The sequence below is a fragment of the Xenorhabdus sp. XBWT genome (assembly GCF_059072735.1).
In genome coordinates, this window is record NZ_CM180990.1 from 3,960,492 (window position 1) to 3,981,113 (window position 20,622).

Below are 20,622 nucleotides of genomic sequence, written 5' to 3' on the forward strand. Positions count from 1 at the left end.
GCCATGAATTATCATCAATATTACCCGGTTGATGTCGTGAATGGCCCAGGAACCCGTTGTACGCTGTTTGTATCAGGTTGTCTGCATCAATGCCGTGGTTGCTACAACAAAAGTACGTGGCGGGCGGATTCAGGTCTGCCGTTTACTCAAGTTATGGAAGATCGGATAGTCGCAGATCTGAAAGATCACCGCATTAAGCGGCAGGGATTGTCATTATCCGGTGGCGATCCCCTGCATCCCCAGAATGTACCCGCCATACTGCAATTGGTTAAACGTGTCAGGGAAGAGTGCCCTGATCAAGATATTTGGTTATGGACGGGCTATGTACTTAATGAATTAAGTGAGATTCAGCACGAAGTTACCGACTATATTCATGTATTGGTGGATGGAAAGTTTGAGCAGTTGTTGTACGATCCCACACTAATTTGGCGGGGCAGTAATAATCAGGTTATCCACTATTTACGATAATACTCATTGTCAGAAGCACTGAACCACCGGATATTAGCGTTGCCAATGCAGTTTTTTGCCGAAACCGAGAGTGTTGTCCACCATTTTGATTTCATTCAGATTGAGCTGCCAGATAGGGGATTTGGCCACTGACGCGATAGGAAAACGGCGGCAGTAACGTGTTCTGGCTAGGGTTTCAGCTTCACCTGTCAGCCGGAGTACTTCTCCACGAAATTGTATGCCTTTGATTTGAGAGATATTACGGGTTTGTCCCGCGATAGTACCTGCAACAACAGGATTTTTCTGCATAAGCTGACCATGACGGGTATCAGGTTCAGTCATAAACCAGAATGCCACGCTATCAGCATCAAAGACATAAAAGCAGCTCGCACACCATAAATCTTGGGTTGAGGAAGTACAAAGTGTGAATACGTGTTGTTTGGCAAGATATCGGCTGATAGTTAAAATTTCTTTATTTAAATACATATATTTCCATGCTGTTATTTTGCTTGTTTGTAACAGAACACGACTGGATTTTTGTCCAGTTTCGTGTTCTGTACTCAACTAGATATACCGAGAGGTTTGCATGGGAACACTATAAATTATTTATAGATTTCGGCAACTCCATTGAGTTGATTCTGACCATTTGCAAAAACAACGCGGAAATAACTCGCTCCAGCTTTGTCAGCTTTTTTGGATAACTCTTCGGTTAAGTTATCCAGGGTAGATGCGCCAGTTACTGAAACAACACCAATCTTATCATCTTTAGCATTTTTCACTTCAGTAGCCGCAAATGAACCAAATGAAATAGCACTTAATGCTAAAATAGCCATGATGTTTTTTACAGACTTCATCTTTAGATCCTCTATTCACTCTTAAAATAGGTTTCATCCTTTTGTGATACGACCTATGTTATACCTCTGTTTCGAAAATGATAATTAGCAATTCCTGCTATAGTTGTTCAATTATTTTGAATTACAATACTGACATTGCATATCAATCTATATATATTTAAAATAATTCATTATGTTAACTTGATGAAATACTAAAAATTTGGCCTATACCCAAATAACACATTAATTCCATAGGGTAATATACCTATAGAAATTATTAAAAATAAGCAATGAATATTAAAGAATCTAATTGGTATATTTACCTGATCAGAACACAAAGTGGCTCCTTGTATACCGGGATCACTACCGATATATCCCGACGATTGATGCAACATACATCTGGAAAAGGTGCCAAGGCCTTAAGGGGAAAAGGTCCTTTGATCTTGGTCTATCAGAGTTTAGTAAAAGATCGGGGAACAGCGTTGAAAGTGGAATATCGCGTGAAGAAACTCAGTAAACGACAAAAAGAGAGGCTGATTATGCTCCAGCCCCTCTGTATAACGACTTATTTAGTAACATTCGGGTTATCTGAAAAGTTTTTCACTCAATCAGTGAACCCTCAAGAAGTGATCATTCAGACTGCGACCATAGGTTATCAAAATGGGCAGGATAAGTAACCAGACCTTGACAACCCTCCAACGAGACATCAGTCAGAGGATAAATCAGGAAATAATCCTCACAATCAGGCCATGGACAATACAATTGATATGCGTTGGCAAGCTGGAAACCGAAGCGGCAGTAATACCCCGAATCCCCCAGAGCCACAACCGCTCTATATCCGAACTCATTCAGGCTGTCCAGACCTTCATAAACCAATTTTTCACTAAGCCCATGATGACGGTATTGTTCCGAAACTGCCAATGGCCCCAGACTGACCCACTGACGATCTTCGCCATTGATATCAACTGGCGTGAAACCGACATAGCCAATCACATGGCCTTCATCATTAGTCGCAACAATACCCAGTGTCAACAAACCATCTTCTCTTAGTTGATTAACGACTTCAGCTTCAGCCGATGTCTCAAAAGATTGACGCAGCAAGCTATCAATCCCCATCGCATCGACAGGAATTTCGACCCTGATTAACATGACGATAACGCGCGATCGTGTTGATCGGCGCCCTCTTTATGTCCCGCTTTGATAAATCCAGCCAGACGCAATAAACCAAAGCGAAGAATGGATGGCATAGATTCCGGCTCAATGGAATCCATCAAATTTTCTACATTCAGTCCCAATTCTGTGTTTCCTTCAATCCGTAAACGACGCTGAAAAAACAGTGTAAACCCAAGATCCCGCACTTCAATTTTTAACCGACGGGAATCCAAAAACGCCAGCCCCCTTCTGCCTGTGCTCTCGGAACTGCCAGCCAGGAAGCTGTTCCAGCACCTGACGCTGTAAGACAAAAGGAGTTGTTTTAAATGGGAAACGCAGTAGTACAGTTCCTTGATTTACCAAGTAAGAATGGATTTTACTTAACACAGTTCAGACTCCTCTTCGCACAACGTGACGTGTTATTCTGCCAAAATCCTGCTGCATTTCCCGATCCTACATCAAGAATCGATAATAAATCTCCCATCACAAAACGTCTACAGAACAAACATCAAAAACAAAGTGAAAGCCATTTTTGGATATGTGAATTTATACATGACAGTTTTACACCATCGTCATACACGGCAATATGCCCTTGTGACATTTGCATGGAAACTTCCTCAAATCAATACATTTCGTTATCTGTCTCACTACAAGGCGCAGTCATGATTAATTTGCTCAGGTATGGTGCAATGTATGGATCTTCTTTGTTCCGACGGACATGAACGCTGACAGCGTACAGTGGATACCGCCGACCACGATGTGTAACAACGCTTCCTCTGGATAAGTGGGAAGTTAAGCTTATCTGTGAAGTTGACGAGAGGTGGTTTTTTTGTTGGCAATAAAAAGCGTCAATGTGGCTTTCTGGTGTACATATAATTTAAAATATTACAAGATGTTACTTAAGAATAAGCACCTAATCGGAAAAAGTTCCACACAACGTGTCGAACGTGAAAATCTCATCTTACGTAACCGAAAAGCGATTGAGCCTTAAAATATTCGGTTATTCAAAATCGCCGGAAATGCATGACAAAATTATCGGTACTTTTATCGAAAAAGAATATTATATTTAGAGTCAAACAATAAATTGAATACGCGACCGATTTATGGCTATAAATATCATTATAAGAAATATTTTTACCATAAAACAAAGGTGTTAAAATAATAAAATATTAATCCCATCACTATATTTTTATTTACTCAAGTAAGTAATATCTCATCATGCAAATAAAAATAGCAAATAATAAAACAATTAGTTAACCAATAGAATTATCTTATATTTTTAAATTTTAATCAACTTAAATACCTCAAGATAATATAAAAAATATAACCGTTTGTTTTTAACAATTTAATTAAACAAAACAGATTTTAATAATAAGATTAATGTCTGATTTCGCCAAACTAATTCTTTTCCTCGATTATCTGTTTTTATTTAGAATGATTGATAACAAAAGTTTTATTGATCAACAAATGATTTTATGTTGGAATAAAAAATCCAGTAAACAAAAAATAACAGATCAATAATCTATAATTCAATAAATAAACAGATTTTTTAACCATTTTATGGTGCCTCTGATCAGGCAATACAGTGTTGTCATCTTTTATTCCATCATTATCTGACGTTTTTCTGCCTGATTATACAACTTATGGCTAGCAGTAAATAACAGTTAATATCCTGAAATGGATAGATTTAATGTTGGCTGTCACTTGATGTTTTTCATTGTTATAGGTTTATAGATATGAACACAAAACACGATAATCCGTGGTTACAAAATAAGCCAGGACTGCTGAAACATGTAGCTTGGATAAACATTATCACCCAACTTTCGTTTCCGGTTATTGGTGCATTTACACCCGCTATAGCAACTGCCAGAACATATACCGATTTTCAAAAAGAAAAATGGGTAATACCAACAGAGCCTTATATTCTGAAATCAGGGGAAACCGTCAATACCGTCGCTGAGCGCTATGATCTAACAGTTAATGATCTGAAAAAAATTAACCAACTACGTACCTTTAATAAGCCTTTCGCAGCCCTTGGAACTGGTAACGAAATTGATATACCAAAACCTCGAAATAATAAATTTCTCTCTTTTAATTATTCTGAATTAGACAAAACATCCACTACAGATGACCCTCCTCTCCATCTGGCTGAAATTTCCTCCCGGATTGGTAACCTTTTATCCAGTGACAACGTTGAAAATAATGCTGTGAGCCAATTAAGAAACCTGGCAGTAGGAGAGGCCAACCAAGAAATTCAGGACTGGTTGGGACACTACGGTACAGCACGAGTGCAAGCCAATGTAGACAGTCATGGCCACCTGAACGGCAGCCAATTTGATATGCTGCTGCCTCTGTCTGATACCACCAGCCAGATATCTTTTACCCAGTTTGGTTTGCGCCGTTTCAATAAACGCAATACTGCCAACCTCGGAGTTGGGCAACGTTATTTTTTTGACGGCTGGATGCTGGGATACAACGCCTTTATTGATCATGATTTCACTGGCGAAAATACTCGATTTGGCTTAGGGGCAGAATACGCCCGTAATTACCTAAAATTCGGCGCAAACGGCTATTTTCGTTTAAGTAACTGGAAAGAATCCCGTCTTCTGACAGATTATGATGAGCGTCCAGCCAATGGATTCGATCTGAAGGCACAAGGTTACTTGCCCGCTTTGCCACAACTCGGTGGAAAGTTGGTATATGAGCAATACTTCGGGGATGAAGTCGGGCTGATAGATAAAGATCATCGCCAAAAAAAACCTTCTGCCTTTACGCTAGGGGTTAATTATACTCCTGTGCCATTGCTGACGTTCGATATTGACCGAAGACAAGATATGTCCGGTGATGGAGAGACCCAGTTCAATATGGAACTGAATTATGTAATCGGCACATCATGGTCAAAACAGCTCGATCCAGATGCAGTAGCCACCCAACGTACCTTGCAAGGCAGCCGCTATGATTTGGTTGACCGCAACAATCAAATCGTTTTGGAGTACCGTAAACGTGAAGTGATCTCTCTGGCAATAGAGAATCTCGTTATCGGTCATGCCGGTGAGACTAAACCCCTGAATATCAGTATTAACAGCAAGTATGGGTTTAAAGATATCCAATGGGAAGCAGAAAACCTGCGTGCCAATGGCGGTGAAATGAAACATCAAGGCGGTACACACTATCTCCTGACCCTGCCGAGATACCAATCTCAGGGCAATAATACTTATACCGTGGGGGCCATTGCTTATGACGAGCAGGGTAATGCTTCTAAACGAGTGGAAATTCAGATGCAAGTCCTCCCCGCAGAAGTCAATACCAATAAAACCACTTTCACCACAAAAGATAAAGAGCTAGCGGCTGATGGTCATTCCATCACAATCCTGACGTTAACCTTAAAAAATAAGGATGATAAACCAATTAGCGGTGTTGCTTCAGATATCAAGTTGGTCACCAGACAAATGAGTACAGAAGGGAAGGGAAAAGGCAGTATACCAAAGATTGAAAAAATGAAAGAAACCCAACCAGGTATCTATGAATCTCAGCTCACTGCGGGCAAAAAGATCGGAATACTGCGAATTACACCAAAATTGTATGGCATCACCATCAATCCCGTAGAGATCATGTTTGTACGTCCTAACATCCCTATTATCAAAGATCTGGCAATCTTTGGCAAGTTGGAGATGGGGCAGAAATTGAGTGCAACCTATACCTTCAAGGCCAATCAGGGCGATACTACAGATAAGTCCCTCTATGCGTGGGGTAACAAAGGCAGTACAGATCTCATCAAAGCTCATACAGTTACCGAATCAGGCAAGATCCCTGATTACACATTGACTCGGGAAGATGCAGGTACAGTGAAAGAACTTGCAGTACAAGCACACAATGGTCTTGGTTTTATCGGGAATAGCCAGTTTATTGATACCAGTATGAGCGCAGAGCAAGGAAACCATACTCATGATGGTGGAAAAGTTGGGACGGTAAGGGGACTCGCTGATGCTATGACAACATCAATTAGCGTTGATAAGGTTAAAAAAGGTGAATCAATCATTCTGAAAATAAAAACGCTCAATCATGGGAAAATAGTCAGAAATGTGGCTGTCAGAGTTAAAGCTATCAAGACGCTGAATCGGAAAGAGGTTTCTGAGAAACCCACTGTATTATTCAATGGGCAATCGGGAATATACCGGGATTTCACCGATAACCAAGGCATGTTGTCCATTCCTGTGACCGATCCGAATGGACTCGGTGTAAAAACTACATTCTCTATCAGCGTGGATGGTACTGCGTCTCCCCAAACTCAAGATGTTATTTTTACCGTCGCAACCAGCCCGGATGTCTCCGCAGCAAACTTCTGGGGACATATGGCGAAAACCGTGGACGGAATAAATGGCGCTAAGTTTACCCGGCCTCTATTACAAGTAGAGTTAATAAACGAAAATCCCCATCTAAAAGGAATGACAACCTATCTTGAAAATGGTGAAGTATGGCCACGCCGTATTTACGCAGGTGCTAACTGGTACTGTAACAAAACTCATGCCACATTGCCGACTCGAGACGATTTACTGAGCTTATATCAGGCCCATCCTGCCAATCAAATTCATGATGTGTACGGTTGGCCAGAACACCGTTCATACCGCTCTTCAACACCAGGAATAGATAAAGATGGAAAAGATGGACATTTTTCGGTGAATATAGATGATGGTACACCTCATGTAATCACTGAATCAGTGACCGATTACGTCATCTGTAAGCAATAATACATCCATTTCGATATTATCTTATGAGAGAGAAAATCCGCCCCAATTCGGGGCGGTAATCTATCCCATCCCCTTTACCTATCAACTATTCCTGCCAATGCCCTATTGACGGACTCAAATTCAACCTCTGATAATAACATTTAAAATTTATTTATCGTTATTAATCACACCATGAAAAAATATGTACGAATTTAACCTCGTGTTGTTAGTGCTTCAGCAAATGTGTGTCTATCTGGTGATTGCCTGGCTGCTGAGCAAAACACCTCTCTTTATTCCCCTACTGCAAGTTACCGTCCGTTTACCACATAAGATGATGTGTTACGTGATTTTTTCCGTCTTTTGTATTATGGGCACATACTTTGGACTGAATGTTAATGATTCCATTGCCAATACCCGCGCTATCGGGGCCGTATTGGGTGGTTTTCTCGGAGGGCCAACGGTAGGGGCAATGGTGGGATTCACGGGTGGATTACATCGCTATTCTCTCGGTGGAATGACCGCCTTCAGTTGTATGGTATCCACAATTGTGGAAGGGATATTGGGTGGCCTGATACATATTTACCTGATGAAGCGAGGACAGATTAATAAGTTACTGAATCCGTGGACAGCTGCTATTGTCACTTTCTTCGCCGAATGTACCCAAATGGGCATTATTTTACTGCTTGCCAATCCTTTCAATGAGGCACTGAGTTTGGTGAAAAATATCGCCGCTCCGATGATCATCGCCAATAGTATCGGAGCCGCCATGTTTATCCGTATTCTATTGGACAGACGCGCCATTTTCGAGAAATATACCAGCGCCTTTTCTGCCCAAGCCCTAAAAATTACTGTCTGCACAGAAGGAATTTTACGCAAAGGCTTCAATCAAGATAACAGTATGAGAGTGGCAAAAGTTATCTATCAGGAGCTGGAAATTGGCGCTGTCGCCATCACTGATAGAGAAAAGTTACTTGCATTTATTGGTATTGGCTCTGATCATCATTTGCCCGGTACGCCGATTGCTTCCGAGCAATCACGCAGTGCAATTGAAAATAATGAAGTCGTGTATGCCGATGGTAATGAAACGCCCTATTGCTGTTCTCTAAATCCTGCTTGTAAGCTTGGTTCTGCTCTGGTAATCCCTCTGCGGGGAGAAAATCAGCAGGTGATTGGCACCATCAAACTTTACGAAGCTAAAAATCGTTTATTCAGTTCTATCAATCGTACATTGGGTGAGGGGATTGCCAGCTTGCTCTCTGCCCAGATCCTTGCCGGGCAATATGAAAGGAATAAGCAGTCTTTGCTGCAATCAGAAGTGAAGCTGCTTCACGCGCAAGTGAATCCTCACTTTTTATTTAATGCCCTGAATACATTACAAGCTGTGATCCGTCGGGATAGCCAGCAAGCAAGTCAACTTGTGCAGTATCTTTCGACATTTTTCCGTAACAATTTGAAGCGTCCCGAAGAAATTGCCACGTTGGAAAATGAAATGGAGCATGTGAATGCTTACTTACAAATAGAGAAAGCTCGCTTTCAGGAACGGCTTCAGATTGCCATAGAGATACCGGAATTCCTGCGCGATGCAAAATTACCCGCATTCTCCCTACAACCAATGGTAGAAAATGCAATTAAACATGGCACGTCGCAGTTACTTGATACAGGGAGAATTACGATTAAGGCCCATCAGGAAGATGATTTGCTATTGGTCGAGATTGAAGATAATGCAGGACTTTATAGCCCAAAGCAGACAAGAGATGGACTTGGGATGAGTCTGGTAGATAAACGTCTCCAGCTTCGTTATGGTAAACAGTATGGCGTAAGTGTTGATCACCAGACAGAAGAATTTACCCGTGTCATTTTATGTTTACCATTGGAAAAAGAGGCTAAAAAAGCGGCGTAAATATGAATGTATTAATTGTTGATGATGAACCATTGGCACGTGAGAATCTACGTTGTCTGCTGGAAAAGGAAACGGATATCCAAATCATCGGTGAATGTGCCAACGCAGTGGAAGCGATTGGTGCCATCCACCGTTTAAAACCCGATGTCGTCTTCCTTGATATTCAAATGCCCCGCATTACTGGGCTGGAGATGGTAGGAATGCTCGATCCTGAGCATCGTCCTTATATTGTTTTTTTGACTGCGTTTGATGAATATGCAGTGCAAGCCTTTGAAGAACATGCTTTCGATTATTTATTGAAGCCACTGGAAAAAGAGCGTTTGGGTAAAACATTGCAACGCCTGCGTTCTGGCTATCAAAAGCAAAATCTCACTGAACTGCAACGCGAAAATGAGCAACTGAAATATATTCCTTGTACAGGGCATAGCCGGATCTGGCTGATGCCATTGGATGATGTACTGTATGTAACTTCCCGGCTGAGTGGTGTTTATGTCATGAGTGCCAGCGGGCAGGAAGGTTTTACCGAACTGACTCTACGAACGCTGGAAACCCGAACTTCATTGACTCGCTATCATCGTCAGTATCTGGTCAATATGAGCCATTTGCGACAAATTGTTTTTGGGGAAAACGGACAAGCAGAATTAGTTCTGAGCAATGATAAACGCATTCCGGTTAGCCGTCGTTATTTGAAACCACTAAAAGAAAAATTGGGATTAAATTAACCATTGTTTAGGGCATAATCATCGAACCCTACAGGAAAATTAAACAAAGGAAATGTCCTTGGCTGATTTTTATCTCAAAATAAAAACAAACCGAATGATTCTGAAAAACCTCAATAATAAAAAAGAACTGGAGATTGAAGGTAATTTCAGCTCTCCACGTTTATTGATCGGTGAATTTTATGACGCAATATCTCAATTACAGTCTCTTCTCAATCAACATGGTGTCATGAAAGGAATAGCTCGTTTATTTGGACGCAAACATCGGGTGCTGGTTCATCCACTAGCCCAAAGCGAAGGTGGCCTGTGCTCTGTGGAAGAACGAATTTTGCAGGAAGTCGTTCAAGGCGGTTTCAGGGGCTATACAAGAAAAGTCATGATTCATCAAAGTGAACGCTTATTTTCAGATGTTGAAGCTAAAGCCGAATTGAATAAACGTATTTCAAAAAACTAGCCCAGACCTGATTCAAATCTTATCTTTTCGGTATTTTACTTTTCCAATATAGTCAAAGCCCTTTTTCCGTTAAGAAAAAGGGCTTTATTATCAAAACAATGCTTGAACTAATAAAATCAAGTCAATAAGACGTTGACGTATGTTTATACGTTACCATTGCTTTGTTGCTGACGGCGACGAGGCGCACCACCATTGAAATCATCGTTGCTGCGGCCACGGAAAGAACTTCTCTCGCCACCACCGCTACGACGTTCGTTGTTAAAACGACGACCACCATTATTGCCATTGCCAGCATTATCACGATCACGACGTTGGCCATTGCCACCGTTACCGCCATTACCGTTTCCACTACGACCACCACCACGACGCTCACGGCGTTCGAATGGTTGCGCATCCCCCATCAACTGCATATTCAAAGGCTTGTTCAGGATGCGAGTGCGGGTAAAGTGAGACAGTAATTCCCCTGGCATTCCTTTTGGCAGCTCAATCGTAGAGTGAGTAGCGAACAGTTTGATATTACCGATATAACGGCTGCTGATATCGCCTTCGTTTGCAATTGCGCCCACAATGTGACGAACTTCGACGCCATCATCACGACCCACTTCAATGCGGTACAGTTCCATATCACCCACGTCACGACGTTCACGACGAGGACGATCACCTCGGTCACCTCTATCGCCGCGGTCACCTCTGTCGCCTCTGTCGCCGCGGTCACGCTCACCAAAGCTACTGCTATTGCGACGACGGTCATCACGGTCGTTGAATTCACGACGAGGACGACGAACTGGATCTGGTGGCAGAATAAGTGGGCGCTCACCTTGTGCCATTTTCAGCAGGGCTGAGGCCAATGTTTCCATATCCAGTTCTTCATTAGTACCCAGCTTAGATAACAGCGCACGATATTGATCCAAATCGCTGCTTTCCAGTTGCTGCTGAACGCTAGCTGCGAATTTCTCCAGACGACGCTGACTCAGAAGGTCTGCATTTGGCAGTTCAACTTCTGGGATAGTCAGTTTCATAGTGCGTTCAATGTTACGCAGCAGACGACGTTCGCGGTTTTCAACAAACAACAGAGCACGACCCGCACGACCCGCACGGCCAGTACGACCGATACGGTGTACATAAGACTCAGCGTCCATTGGAATATCGTAGTTAACAACCAGGCTGATACGCTCAACATCCAAGCCACGAGCAGCAACATCGGTCGCAATCAGAATGTCCAAGCGGCCGTCTTTCAAACGCTCAAGAGTCTGCTCACGCAGCGCCTGATTCATGTCACCATTCAGTGCCGCAGAATTGTAACCATTGCGTTCCAGCGCTTCTGCAACTTCCAGAGTTGCATTTTTGGTGCGCACAAAAATAATCGCAGCATCAAAATCTTCAGCTTCAAGGAAACGCACCAGTGCTTCATTTTTGCGCACACCGTAGACAGACCAATAGCTTTGGCTGATGTCAGGACGGTTTGTCACACTGCTCTGAATGCGAACTTCCTGAGGATCTTTCATGAAGCGACGGGTAATACGACGAATCGCTTCCGGCATAGTCGCAGAGAACAACGCAGTTTGATGCTCAGCAGGGATCTGGCTCATGATGTTTTCAACATCTTCGATAAAGCCCATACGCAACATTTCGTCGGCTTCATCCAGTACCAAACCTTTCAGGTTGGACAGGTCCAAAGTTCCACGTTTCAGATGGTCAAGCAGACGACCCGGCGTTCCTACCACAACTTGTGGTCCTTGGCGCAATGCGCGTAATTGAACGTCGTAACGTTGTCCACCATAGAGCGCAACTACATTCACATTGCGCATATGTTTGGAAAAATCTGAACATGCTTCAGCAACCTGTACCGCCAGTTCACGGGTTGGTGCCAACACAAGGATCTGTGGAGCTTTTAGATCCGCGTCAATGTTGTTCAGCAAAGGCAAGCTGAATGCCGCAGTTTTACCACTGCCAGTCTGTGCCATTCCCAGCACATCTCGACCGTTCAGTAGGTGAGGAATACATTGTTGTTGAATAGGAGAAGGCTTTTCATAGCCCATGTCTCCCAGTGCAGAAAGAATAGGTGCCGATAAACCTAAATCAGCAAAAGAGATTTCAGTCTCAGTGGTCATGTAATGGTGCCTCATTAATCGTGGCGGCCAGTCTACATAACACAGTGAAAAGAATTTCTGTCATTTTCATTTAAAATGTGAACTGGCTCAAATTATGTTATTAAACGAACAAACAAGTCCCCACCTCTCAAGATGTGGACTTTAAAATCTGTCGTGAAAATGTTCGTCAGCTATTGTTGGTTCGATTCCGATAAATCATCTTGTCTTTGGCCTAGTAGCGCCAATTCCAACAATGCGTAGCGGTGTTCAACAAAGTTATGGACATTGTTAGCTACCGTCAGCTTGAATAACGCAGCTGCGCTATCCTCATCCCCCAGACTTAGGTAATATTTACCTAAATAGAAGTCAGTTTCACTGAGATGCTCAGCGAGCGAAGTGTTATCCGCTGAATTCTGTTGCAAACGCTCCATCAATGTCTTTTCACTGATTTTGCCCAAATAGAATTCAACGATATTCCAGCCCCATAGCCCCCGGTTCGCTTTGTCAAAACAGTTCGACAAATTAGTCATTGCAACCTTAGGATCAATTTTCTCTTCCACAAGGTACAACCACAACGAACGGAAGGGATCATTTGGATCGTCTTGATAAAACGCCTGCAGATCATCCTGCGCCAATCGATAGCGGCCACCGTAATACAGTGCAATTCCGCGATTCATTCGCGCGTAGTTGTAAGTTGGATCAAGCTCTAAAACAGAATCAAACGCTTCATAGGCAGAATCAAAATTACCTGCCTGCGTAAAATAAATTCCCAGATAATTAAAAATTTCAGGAATATCAGGGCGGATAGACAAAGCAACTGAAAAATCATTCTGTGCCAGTGCCCTCAGCCCGAGGCTATCATACAGCACACCTCGTTCATATAAAAGCTGTGCATACTCATCTTCCGTAAATGACCGGCTTGCAAGGATTTGTTCCATGCGAGCCAGAATAACCTCTTGTTGCAATGTTGGTTGTAATGGAATAGCAATAACTTCATTTTTACGCCACCCAGTACTGCTGCATCCCATAAGGAGAAAAATAGCTGCAACATAGCACCAGCGCAGAAAAGAATTCATTTTCCACTCCCGAAGTCAGACATTAATCAGAATGCCCTGTTACTCCACCCACATTGTATATTTCAGGCCTCCTGCCTAAAACTCTATTGTCCCAATATATTTCAAGTTGCAACATTATTGGCCACAACTTGAAATATATTGGGATAAACGGCGCCCTTTTTACAGTACGCCGCTCTTTACGTCAAATTTATTCTACTGATGATTCCGATGATTGTTGCGCTTCAGTAGTAGTTACTGCTTCTTTCATGCTGAGGCGAATACGACCCTGACGGTCAATTTCCAGCACTTTCACAGGAACTTCTTGCCCGATTTGCAGATAATCAGTGACTTTCTCTACACGTTTGTCCGCGATCTGAGAAATATGTACCAGGCCTTCTTTACCACCACCGATGGCAACAAATGCACCAAAATCAACAATACGAGTCACTTTACCAGAATAAATACGGCCAACTTCAACTTCAGCGGTGATCTCTTCGATGCGTCTGATAGCATGATGCGCTTTGTCACCATCAGTTGCCGCAATCTTCACGGTACCATCATCTTCAATTTCAATAGTGGTGCCAGTTTCTTCTGTTAATGCACGGATAACAGAACCGCCTTTACCAATTACATCTTTGATCTTGTCTGGATTGATCTTGATGGTATGAATACGTGGTGCAAACTCAGAGATGTCATTGCGTGGACCCTCGATTGCCTGCTCCATCACGTTAAGAATGTGCAAACGCGCGCCTTTAGCCTGATTCAGAGCAACCTGCATGATCTCACGGGTAATACCTTCAATTTTGATGTCCATTTGCAATGCGCTGATACCATCACGGCTACCCGCAACTTTAAAGTCCATATCGCCCAGATGATCTTCATCACCCAGAATATCAGACAGAACAACAAAGTTTTCTCCTTCTTTCACCAGACCCATCGCGATGCCTGCAACAGCTGCCTTAATTGGCACACCTGCATCCATCAGTGCCAATGAAGCACCACAGACAGAAGCCATAGAAGAAGAACCGTTGGATTCAGTGATTTCAGACACTACGCGAACGGTATATGGGAATTCATTGGCACTTGGCATCACAGCCAATACGCCACGTTTCGCCAGACGACCGTGACCAATTTCACGACGTTTTGGTGAACCAACCATACCTGTTTCACCTACAGAATATGGAGGGAAGTTATAATGGAACAGGAAGCGGTCTGTGCGCTCACCCATCAGTTCATCAATAATTTGGGCATCACGCTCTGTACCCAGTGTCGCTGCAACCAGTGCCTGCGTTTCACCACGGGTGAACAGGGATGAACCATGAGTACGTGGCAACACGCCAGTACGAACATCCAGAGCACGGACCATATCTTTTTCACGACCGTCAATACGTGGCTCACCACGCAGGACACGGCCACGAACAACGTTTTTCTCCAGAATAGCGAGTACGTCAAGAATTTCTGATTCTTCCAGTTCAACGCCTTTTTCCGCAGATTCAGCTAAGATGATTGCAGAAACGTCTTCTTTGATGGTATTAACCTGAGCGTAACGTTCTTGTTTCTCAGTAATGCGGTAGGCATCACCCAGACGGCTCTCAGCCAACTCTACTACGCGCTCATGCAGAGGCTGGTTGGTAGGCTCTGGAGCCCAATCCCATTTTTCTTTACCAACTTCAGCGACCATTGCATTGATGTTATCAATAACAATCTGCTGCTGCTCATGACCAAATACAACTGCACCCAGCATTTGCTCTTCGGTCAGTAAATCCGCTTCGGATTCAACCATCAATACTGCGCTTTCTGTACCCGCAACAACCAGATCCAGACTACTGCCTTTCAATTCGTCGCTAGTTGGGTTCAATACATACTGACCATTGGTATAACCAACGCGCGCAGCACCAATTGGGCCATTGAATGGAATGCCAGACAGTGCCAGTGCAGCAGATGCACCAATCATTGCAACGATATCAGGGTTAACCTGTGGGTTAACGGAAACTACGGTCGCGATGATTTGGACTTCGTTCAGGAAACCTTCTGGAAACAGAGGACGCAGAGGGCGGTCAATCAGGCGGGCAACCAAAGTCTCACCTTCGCCCGGACGACCTTCACGACGGAAGAAACTTCCTGGGATACGACCAGCAGCATAAGTACGCTCCTGATAGTTGACAGTCAGGGGGAAGAAATCCTGCCCTGCTTTGACTTTTTTCTGGCCAACAACGGTAACGAATACCGCAGTGTCATCCATATTTACCATAACAGCTGCCGTCGCCTGACGAGCCATCATGCCGGTTTCGATGGTCACACTGTGCTGACCATACTGGAATTTACGAACAATCGGATTCAGCAAAATAATTTTCCTTTGTTAGTGTTGCCAAGCTTTAAGCTAGCAACAATGGATTGTCTCTTCTTGCTACACCCTCACGACTAATGACAGTGCTTACTCTTTTAAGGACTCTCATTAGCCGCGCGAGTCACTGCAGCGGAAGAGGTTCAAACTTTAGAAACGAATATGACGTCTCTTAATTCGGTTTCCTAGAAGAAAAGGGGCCCGATTAGGCCCCTTTTCTCTGAAACTCATCGATTAGCGACGCAGACCCAGACGCTCAATCAGCGCTGTATAGCGAGCCAAATCTTTACGCTTCAGGTAGTTCAGTAGCTTACGACGCTGTGCAACCTTTCTCAGCAGACCACGACGGCTGTGGTGATCTTTTTTGTGCTCGGAAAAGTGACCTTGCAGATGGTTGATATCTGTAGTCAGCAGTGCGATCTGAACTTCGCTGGAACCACTGTCGTTAGCGCCACGGCCAAATTCAGCGATAATTTGCGCTTTTGCAGCAGTACTTAGAGACATAGTATAACTCCAAATGTGTAATTTAAAATGACAAGTGCCGATCTCTAATTCAGCAACTCATATATAGACGCGGTATTCTACGCTGCAAATAGGTGAAGCGCAAGACAGCACAATCATTGCCATCCATTACTTTTACACAATTTACCTGCTTTAAATTCCTTGTCAGTTACGATCATTATTCAATTTCAGCTTCAGTTTCAACAACCAGACGGCGCGGGGCTATCAGCCCATCATCATCAATCACCGCAATGCCGATGAATTTATTTTCATCTCCTTCAGTGATACGCACCCAGTCACCCGAAGCCAAATTGTGTTTGCTTCGAACGGGCTGCCCCTGCTTGAAATAAGATGCAACCACAGATGCTAAATGGATCACCGGAAAATGAGCAACTGCGGTATCCATTGGCAGCAGCAATGGATCAAGTAATTTCCCAGCTTCAATTTCTTGATCTTCAGCTTGTTGTTTCAACTCATATAACTGTTCCAGCGTTACCATTCTCTGATTAGGGTAATTAGCAACCTGCAAACGACGCAGATAAATCACATGAGCGCCACAGCCCAAAAGTTCACCTAAATCATCAGTGATGGTACGGATGTATGTTCCTTTGGAACAGTGTATTTCTAATTCCAACTCATTCTCTTCCCAGCGAATGAATTGCAATTCATAAACAGTAATAGGACGCGCTTCCCGTTCAACTTCAATTCCCTGACGGGCATATTCGTACAGCGGTTTTCCCTGATGCTTCAATGCAGAATACATGGAAGGAACCTGCATGGTATCACCGCGGAACGTATCCAATGCAGCATCAAGCTGAGATTGGGTGATATGCACTGCACGCTCACTAATGATGGTGCCATGTGAATCCGAAGTATCCGTACGCTGCCCCAAGCGGGCAACCACACGATAGCGTTTGTCAGAATCCAGCAAGAATTGGGAAAATTTGGTCGCTTCGCCAAGGCAAATCGGCAGCATACCTGTTGCCAGCGGATCCAGTGCACCAGTGTGCCCTGCCTTGCTGGCATTGAAAATCCGCCTTACTTTCTGTAACGCATCATTGGAGGAAATATCCTGTGGCTTATCCAGCAACAGTACACCGTGTATTGCACGGCCTCTACGACGGCGGCCCATTACTTTTCCTCGTTGTGATCCGTAGATGCACGACGTTGTTCATCATTTTTCACAACGTTGCTGACCAAGTTCGACATGCGCATCCCTTCCACCAGAGAACTGTCATAAGAAAAAGTCAATTCAGGGATGACCCGCAGGCGCATTGCCTTACCCAGCAAAGAACGAATAAAACCAGAAGCTTCGTTCAACGCTTTGATACCCTCTTTGACTCGATCTGAATCATGTCCATCTACCAATACATTCAGAAAGGTCACAAATACTTTGGCATAAGCCAGATCACGGGAAACTTCAACACCAGAAACGGTTGCCATTCCGATACGGGGATCTTTGACTTCGCGCTGTAAAATGATGGCAATCTCTTTTTGCATTTCCTGTGCAACGCGCTGAGTACGACTGAATTCTCTTGCCATGGTTATATCTCCTGACATTTTGGGGGGCATTAAGCCCCCCAAGAATGGAATGAATCTATTGGGTATAGATAACGGTATTAATCGATGGAGCGTTTTACTTCAATCACTTCAAAGACTTCAATCATGTCACCAACGCGGACATCATTGTAGTTCTTCACGCCAATACCACATTCCATACCATTACGGACTTCGTTAACGTCATCCTTAAAGCGACGCAGGGATTCCAACTCACCTTCGTAAATCACCACGTTGTCACGCAGGACACGGATCGGGTTATTACGTTTGATGATACCTTCGGTCACCATACAACCAGCGATTGCACCAAATTTCGGTGACTTAAATACGTCACGAACTTCGGCAAGACCCATGATCTGCTGTTTGAATTCTGGAGCCAGCATACCGCTCATCGCCTGTTTGATTTCATCAATCAAACTATAGATAACGGAGTAATAACGCAGATCCAAGCTTTCATTTTCAATAATACGACGTGCAGAAGCATCAGCACGAACGTTGAAGCCCAGAATAATTGCATTAGAAGCTGCTGCCAGAGTTGCATCAGTTTCAGTAATGCCGCCCACGCCAGAACCGATGATTCTCACTTTCACTTCATCAGTAGACAGTTTCAGCAATGAGTCACAAATTGCTTCGCATGTACCCTGAACGTCAGTTTTCAGAACGATATTCAGTTCAGATGCCTTGCCTTCTTCCATGTTAGCAAACATGTTTTCCAGCTTGGATTTCTGCTGACGAGCCAATTTCACTTCACGGAATTTACCCTGACGGTACAGAGCCACTTCACGTGCTTTTTTCTCGTCACGAACAACAGTCGCTTCATCACCCGCAGACGGAACATTGGACAAGCCCAAGATTTCCACTGGCATAGATGGGCCAGCAGATGTCACTTCACGACCAAGTTCGTTACGCATCGCGCGGATACGGCCATATTCGAAGCCGCACAAGACGATGTCACCCTTGTTCAGGGTACCAGACTGAACCAGAATGGTCGCAACTGGGCCACGGCCTTTATCCAAGAAGGATTCGATAACCACACCATTTGCCATACCGGTACGTACGGCTTGCAGTTCAAGAACCTCAGCCTGAAGCAGAATTGCTTCCAGCAGCTCATCAATGCCAATACCTGCCTTAGCAGAAACGTTGATGAACTGAGTTTCACCGCCCCATTCTTCAGAAATGATGCCGTACTGTGAAAGTTCATTCTTAACGCGATCAGGATCTGCCTCTGGCTTATCAATTTTGTTCACTGCAACAACAACAGGAACGCTGGCTGCTTTAGCATGCTGGATAGCTTCTATAGTCTGAGGCATCACGCCGTCATCCGCAGCCACCACCAGAACTACGATATCCGTTGCTTTCGCACCACGAGCACGCATAGAAGTAAAAGCAGCATGGCCTGGAGTGTCCAGGAAGGTGATCATGCCTTTTTCAGTTTTCACATGATACGCACCGATGTGCTGGGTAATGCCACCCGCTTCTCCGGAAGCCACTTTAGTGGAACGGATATAGTCCAGCAGGGAGGTTTTACCGTGGTCAACGTGACCCATGATGGTGACAACTGGCGCACGGGATTCTGCCTGTGTCTCGCCAGTATCACGATCACTCATCAGCGCTTCTTCCAGCTCGTTTTCACGGCGCAAGATAACCTTATGCCCCATTTCTTCGGCAACTACTTGCGCAGTCTCCTGATCAATGACTTGGTTGATGGTCACCATGGCACCCATCTTCATCATCGTTTTAATGACTTGGGAACCTTTAACCGCCATTTTGTTAGCCAGTTCAGCGACAGTGATTGTCTCACCAATCACTACATCACGGTTAACGGCTGCAACAGGTTTGGTGAAGCTTTGCTGTAAGGTACTCGGCTTACGCTGTTTGCCCTTATTACGGCCTACTGCGCGGGCTTCTTCGCGATCAGCTTTCGATTCAGAATGCTTATTATTTTTCTTCTGGCGGGCAGCTTTGCCACCACGAGTGCGGGAACGGCGATCGCCTTCAACTTTGGCGTCATTTTCATCTTCCGCGTCACGGGCGTAACGGGAAGTTGTTACATGGTAGTCGCTGCTGTCACTAGCTTCAGAGTCATTAGACCATTTGTCTTTATTTTCTTCTGCCATTCGACGTGCTTCTTCTGCAACACGTTTAGCTTCCTCTTCAACCTTACGGCGCACTTCTTCTTCAGCTTTGCGTTTTAAATCCGCTGCTTCAGCTTCACGACGCGCTTTTTCATTTTGCGCGGCAGATTCAGTCTGAACTGATTTTTGTTTATTTTCGGTATGTTGCTTAGTCACTTTTTCATTTTCCGCCGCCTCACGTTGAGGCAATTCAGCCTCTTCACGCTTGGCTTTTTCTTCTGCTTCACGTTGAGCGCTCTCTTTTGCTTCACGCTTCGCCTTTTCTTCTGCTTCACGTTTAGCTTGCTCTTCTGCGAATTCTTTCGCTTCAGCTTCAAGCCGCGCCTTCTCTTCTACCTCGCGCCGAGCTTGCTCTTCCGCTTCACGCTTCGCCTGTTCTTCCGCTGTAGCTTGTTCAACTGCATCGCGGTTTACATATGTGCGTTTTTTGCGGACTTCAATCGCTACCGATTTACTTTTGCCACCGGTGCCAGGAACGTTCAGTGTACTACGCGTTTTACGCTGTAGTGTTAATTTACCTGGCTGGCCGCCAGAACCACCTTGTTCGCGGTTCAAATGGGCCAGCAAAGATTCTTTTTCTTTCTGGGAAACAGAGTCAGTTGCGGTTTTCTGAATGCCAGCGTCAGAAAATTGCTGGATTAGACGCTCTACCGATGTCTGGATCTCTTCTGCCAGTAGTTTTACGGTTACCTCTGTCATTCTGTTCCT

General features: G+C 44.1%; 17 protein-coding genes and 2 pseudogenes. 7 read left to right on the forward strand and 12 right to left on the reverse strand.

The genetic code is table 11. The features are described 5' to 3' along the window. The first annotated feature begins 3 nt into the window (after positions 1-3). Complete coding sequence (nrdG, locus tag AC5JQI_RS17330; RefSeq protein WP_493913073.1) at positions 4-468, forward strand: anaerobic ribonucleoside-triphosphate reductase-activating protein; 465 nt, start codon at positions 4-6, stop codon at positions 466-468. Positions 469-501: 33 nt separating this feature from the next. Here the strand turns inward: nrdG and AC5JQI_RS17335 are convergent, their stop codons facing one another. Together AC5JQI_RS17335 and bhsA are read right to left on the reverse strand one after the other, a co-directional pair. Further along, the gene (locus AC5JQI_RS17335; RefSeq protein ID WP_493913074.1) at positions 502-933 is read right to left on the reverse strand and encodes a YhbP family protein; all 432 of its coding nucleotides are present in this window, start codon (positions 931-933) and stop codon (positions 502-504) included. 116 nt (positions 934-1,049) lie between these two features. Continuing rightward, a complete protein-coding gene (gene bhsA / locus AC5JQI_RS17340) occupies positions 1,050-1,301 on the reverse strand; it encodes a multiple stress resistance protein BhsA (RefSeq protein WP_323853631.1) in 252 nt (83 codons plus the stop codon). Between the two features lie 269 nt (positions 1,302-1,570). Between bhsA and AC5JQI_RS17345 the strand changes: the two genes are divergently transcribed. Then, a complete protein-coding gene (locus tag AC5JQI_RS17345) occupies positions 1,571-1,957 on the forward strand; it encodes a GIY-YIG nuclease family protein (protein WP_493913075.1) in 387 nt (128 codons plus the stop codon). On the opposite strand, the gene AC5JQI_RS17350 is transcribed toward AC5JQI_RS17345, so the two are convergent. Continuing rightward, positions 1,911-2,429, reverse strand: a complete 519-nt coding sequence (locus AC5JQI_RS17350) for a GNAT family N-acetyltransferase (protein WP_493913076.1) — start codon at positions 2,427-2,429, stop codon at positions 1,911-1,913. The genes AC5JQI_RS17345 and AC5JQI_RS17350 overlap by 47 nt on opposite strands. Then, a pseudogene (locus AC5JQI_RS17355) lies at positions 2,423-2,819 on the reverse strand (SCP2 sterol-binding domain-containing protein). The gene AC5JQI_RS17350 and the pseudogene AC5JQI_RS17355 overlap by 7 nt, the downstream one beginning before the upstream one ends. 365 nt (positions 2,820-3,184) lie before the next feature. On the opposite strand from AC5JQI_RS17355, the pseudogene AC5JQI_RS17360 reads away from it, so the two are divergent. The 5 genes and pseudogenes from AC5JQI_RS17360 to AC5JQI_RS17380 all read left to right on the forward strand — a co-directional run. Further along, a pseudogene (locus AC5JQI_RS17360) lies at positions 3,185-3,502 on the forward strand (IS1 family transposase); the annotation flags it as partial. Positions 3,503-4,168: 666 nt separating this feature from the next. Next, positions 4,169-7,180, forward strand: coding sequence for an inverse autotransporter beta domain-containing protein (locus AC5JQI_RS17365; RefSeq protein ID WP_493913077.1), 3,012 nt, complete (start codon positions 4,169-4,171; stop codon positions 7,178-7,180). 181 nt (positions 7,181-7,361) lie between these two features. Further along, positions 7,362-9,059 carry a LytS/YhcK type 5TM receptor domain-containing protein gene (locus tag AC5JQI_RS17370; RefSeq protein ID WP_493913078.1) on the forward strand — a complete coding sequence of 566 codons (1,698 nt, stop codon included), beginning with the start codon at positions 7,362-7,364 and terminating at the stop codon, positions 9,057-9,059. Between the two features lie 2 nt (positions 9,060-9,061). Further along, entirely contained in the window at positions 9,062-9,781 is a 720-nt protein-coding gene (btsR, locus tag AC5JQI_RS17375; RefSeq protein WP_493913079.1) for a two-component system response regulator BtsR, read from the forward strand. Positions 9,782-9,839: 58 nt separating this feature from the next. Beyond that, positions 9,840-10,232 (forward strand): YjaA family stress response protein, encoded by a 393-nt coding sequence (locus tag AC5JQI_RS17380; protein WP_493913080.1) that lies wholly within the window; start codon positions 9,840-9,842, stop codon positions 10,230-10,232. A gap of 143 nt (positions 10,233-10,375) precedes the next feature. Here AC5JQI_RS17380 and AC5JQI_RS17385 read toward each other — a convergent pair whose 3' ends face one another. The 8 genes from AC5JQI_RS17385 to infB form a co-directional block, all read right to left on the reverse strand. Then, positions 10,376-12,343: a DEAD/DEAH family ATP-dependent RNA helicase gene (locus AC5JQI_RS17385; RefSeq protein ID WP_493913081.1), complete on the reverse strand. Its 1,968-nt coding sequence runs from the start codon at positions 12,341-12,343 to the stop codon at positions 10,376-10,378. After that, the gene (locus AC5JQI_RS17390) at positions 12,333-12,413 is read right to left on the reverse strand and encodes a hypothetical protein (RefSeq protein WP_489981664.1); all 81 of its coding nucleotides are present in this window, start codon (positions 12,411-12,413) and stop codon (positions 12,333-12,335) included. The genes AC5JQI_RS17385 and AC5JQI_RS17390 overlap by 11 nt, the downstream gene beginning before the upstream one ends. Before the next feature lie 100 nt (positions 12,414-12,513). Next, the gene (gene nlpI, locus AC5JQI_RS17395) at positions 12,514-13,398 is read right to left on the reverse strand and encodes a lipoprotein NlpI (protein WP_493913082.1); all 885 of its coding nucleotides are present in this window, start codon (positions 13,396-13,398) and stop codon (positions 12,514-12,516) included. Between the two features lie 187 nt (positions 13,399-13,585). Beyond that, the gene (gene pnp, locus AC5JQI_RS17400; RefSeq protein ID WP_493913083.1) at positions 13,586-15,721 is read right to left on the reverse strand and encodes a polyribonucleotide nucleotidyltransferase; all 2,136 of its coding nucleotides are present in this window, start codon (positions 15,719-15,721) and stop codon (positions 13,586-13,588) included. 234 nt (positions 15,722-15,955) lie between these two features. Further along, on the reverse strand, positions 15,956-16,225 hold the full coding sequence (rpsO, locus tag AC5JQI_RS17405; RefSeq protein WP_273551934.1) for a 30S ribosomal protein S15: 270 nt from the start codon (positions 16,223-16,225) through the stop codon (positions 15,956-15,958). A 175-nt stretch (positions 16,226-16,400) separates the two neighbouring features. Beyond that, on the reverse strand, positions 16,401-17,354 hold the full coding sequence (truB, locus tag AC5JQI_RS17410; protein ID WP_493913084.1) for a tRNA pseudouridine(55) synthase TruB: 954 nt from the start codon (positions 17,352-17,354) through the stop codon (positions 16,401-16,403). Next, on the reverse strand, positions 17,354-17,764 hold the full coding sequence (gene rbfA / locus AC5JQI_RS17415; RefSeq protein ID WP_092551904.1) for a 30S ribosome-binding factor RbfA: 411 nt from the start codon (positions 17,762-17,764) through the stop codon (positions 17,354-17,356). The genes truB and rbfA overlap by 1 nt, the downstream gene beginning before the upstream one ends. A gap of 77 nt (positions 17,765-17,841) precedes the next feature. Beyond that, a complete protein-coding gene (gene infB, locus AC5JQI_RS17420; protein WP_493913085.1) occupies positions 17,842-20,613 on the reverse strand; it encodes a translation initiation factor IF-2 in 2,772 nt (923 codons plus the stop codon). Positions 20,614-20,622 lie beyond the last annotated feature (9 nt).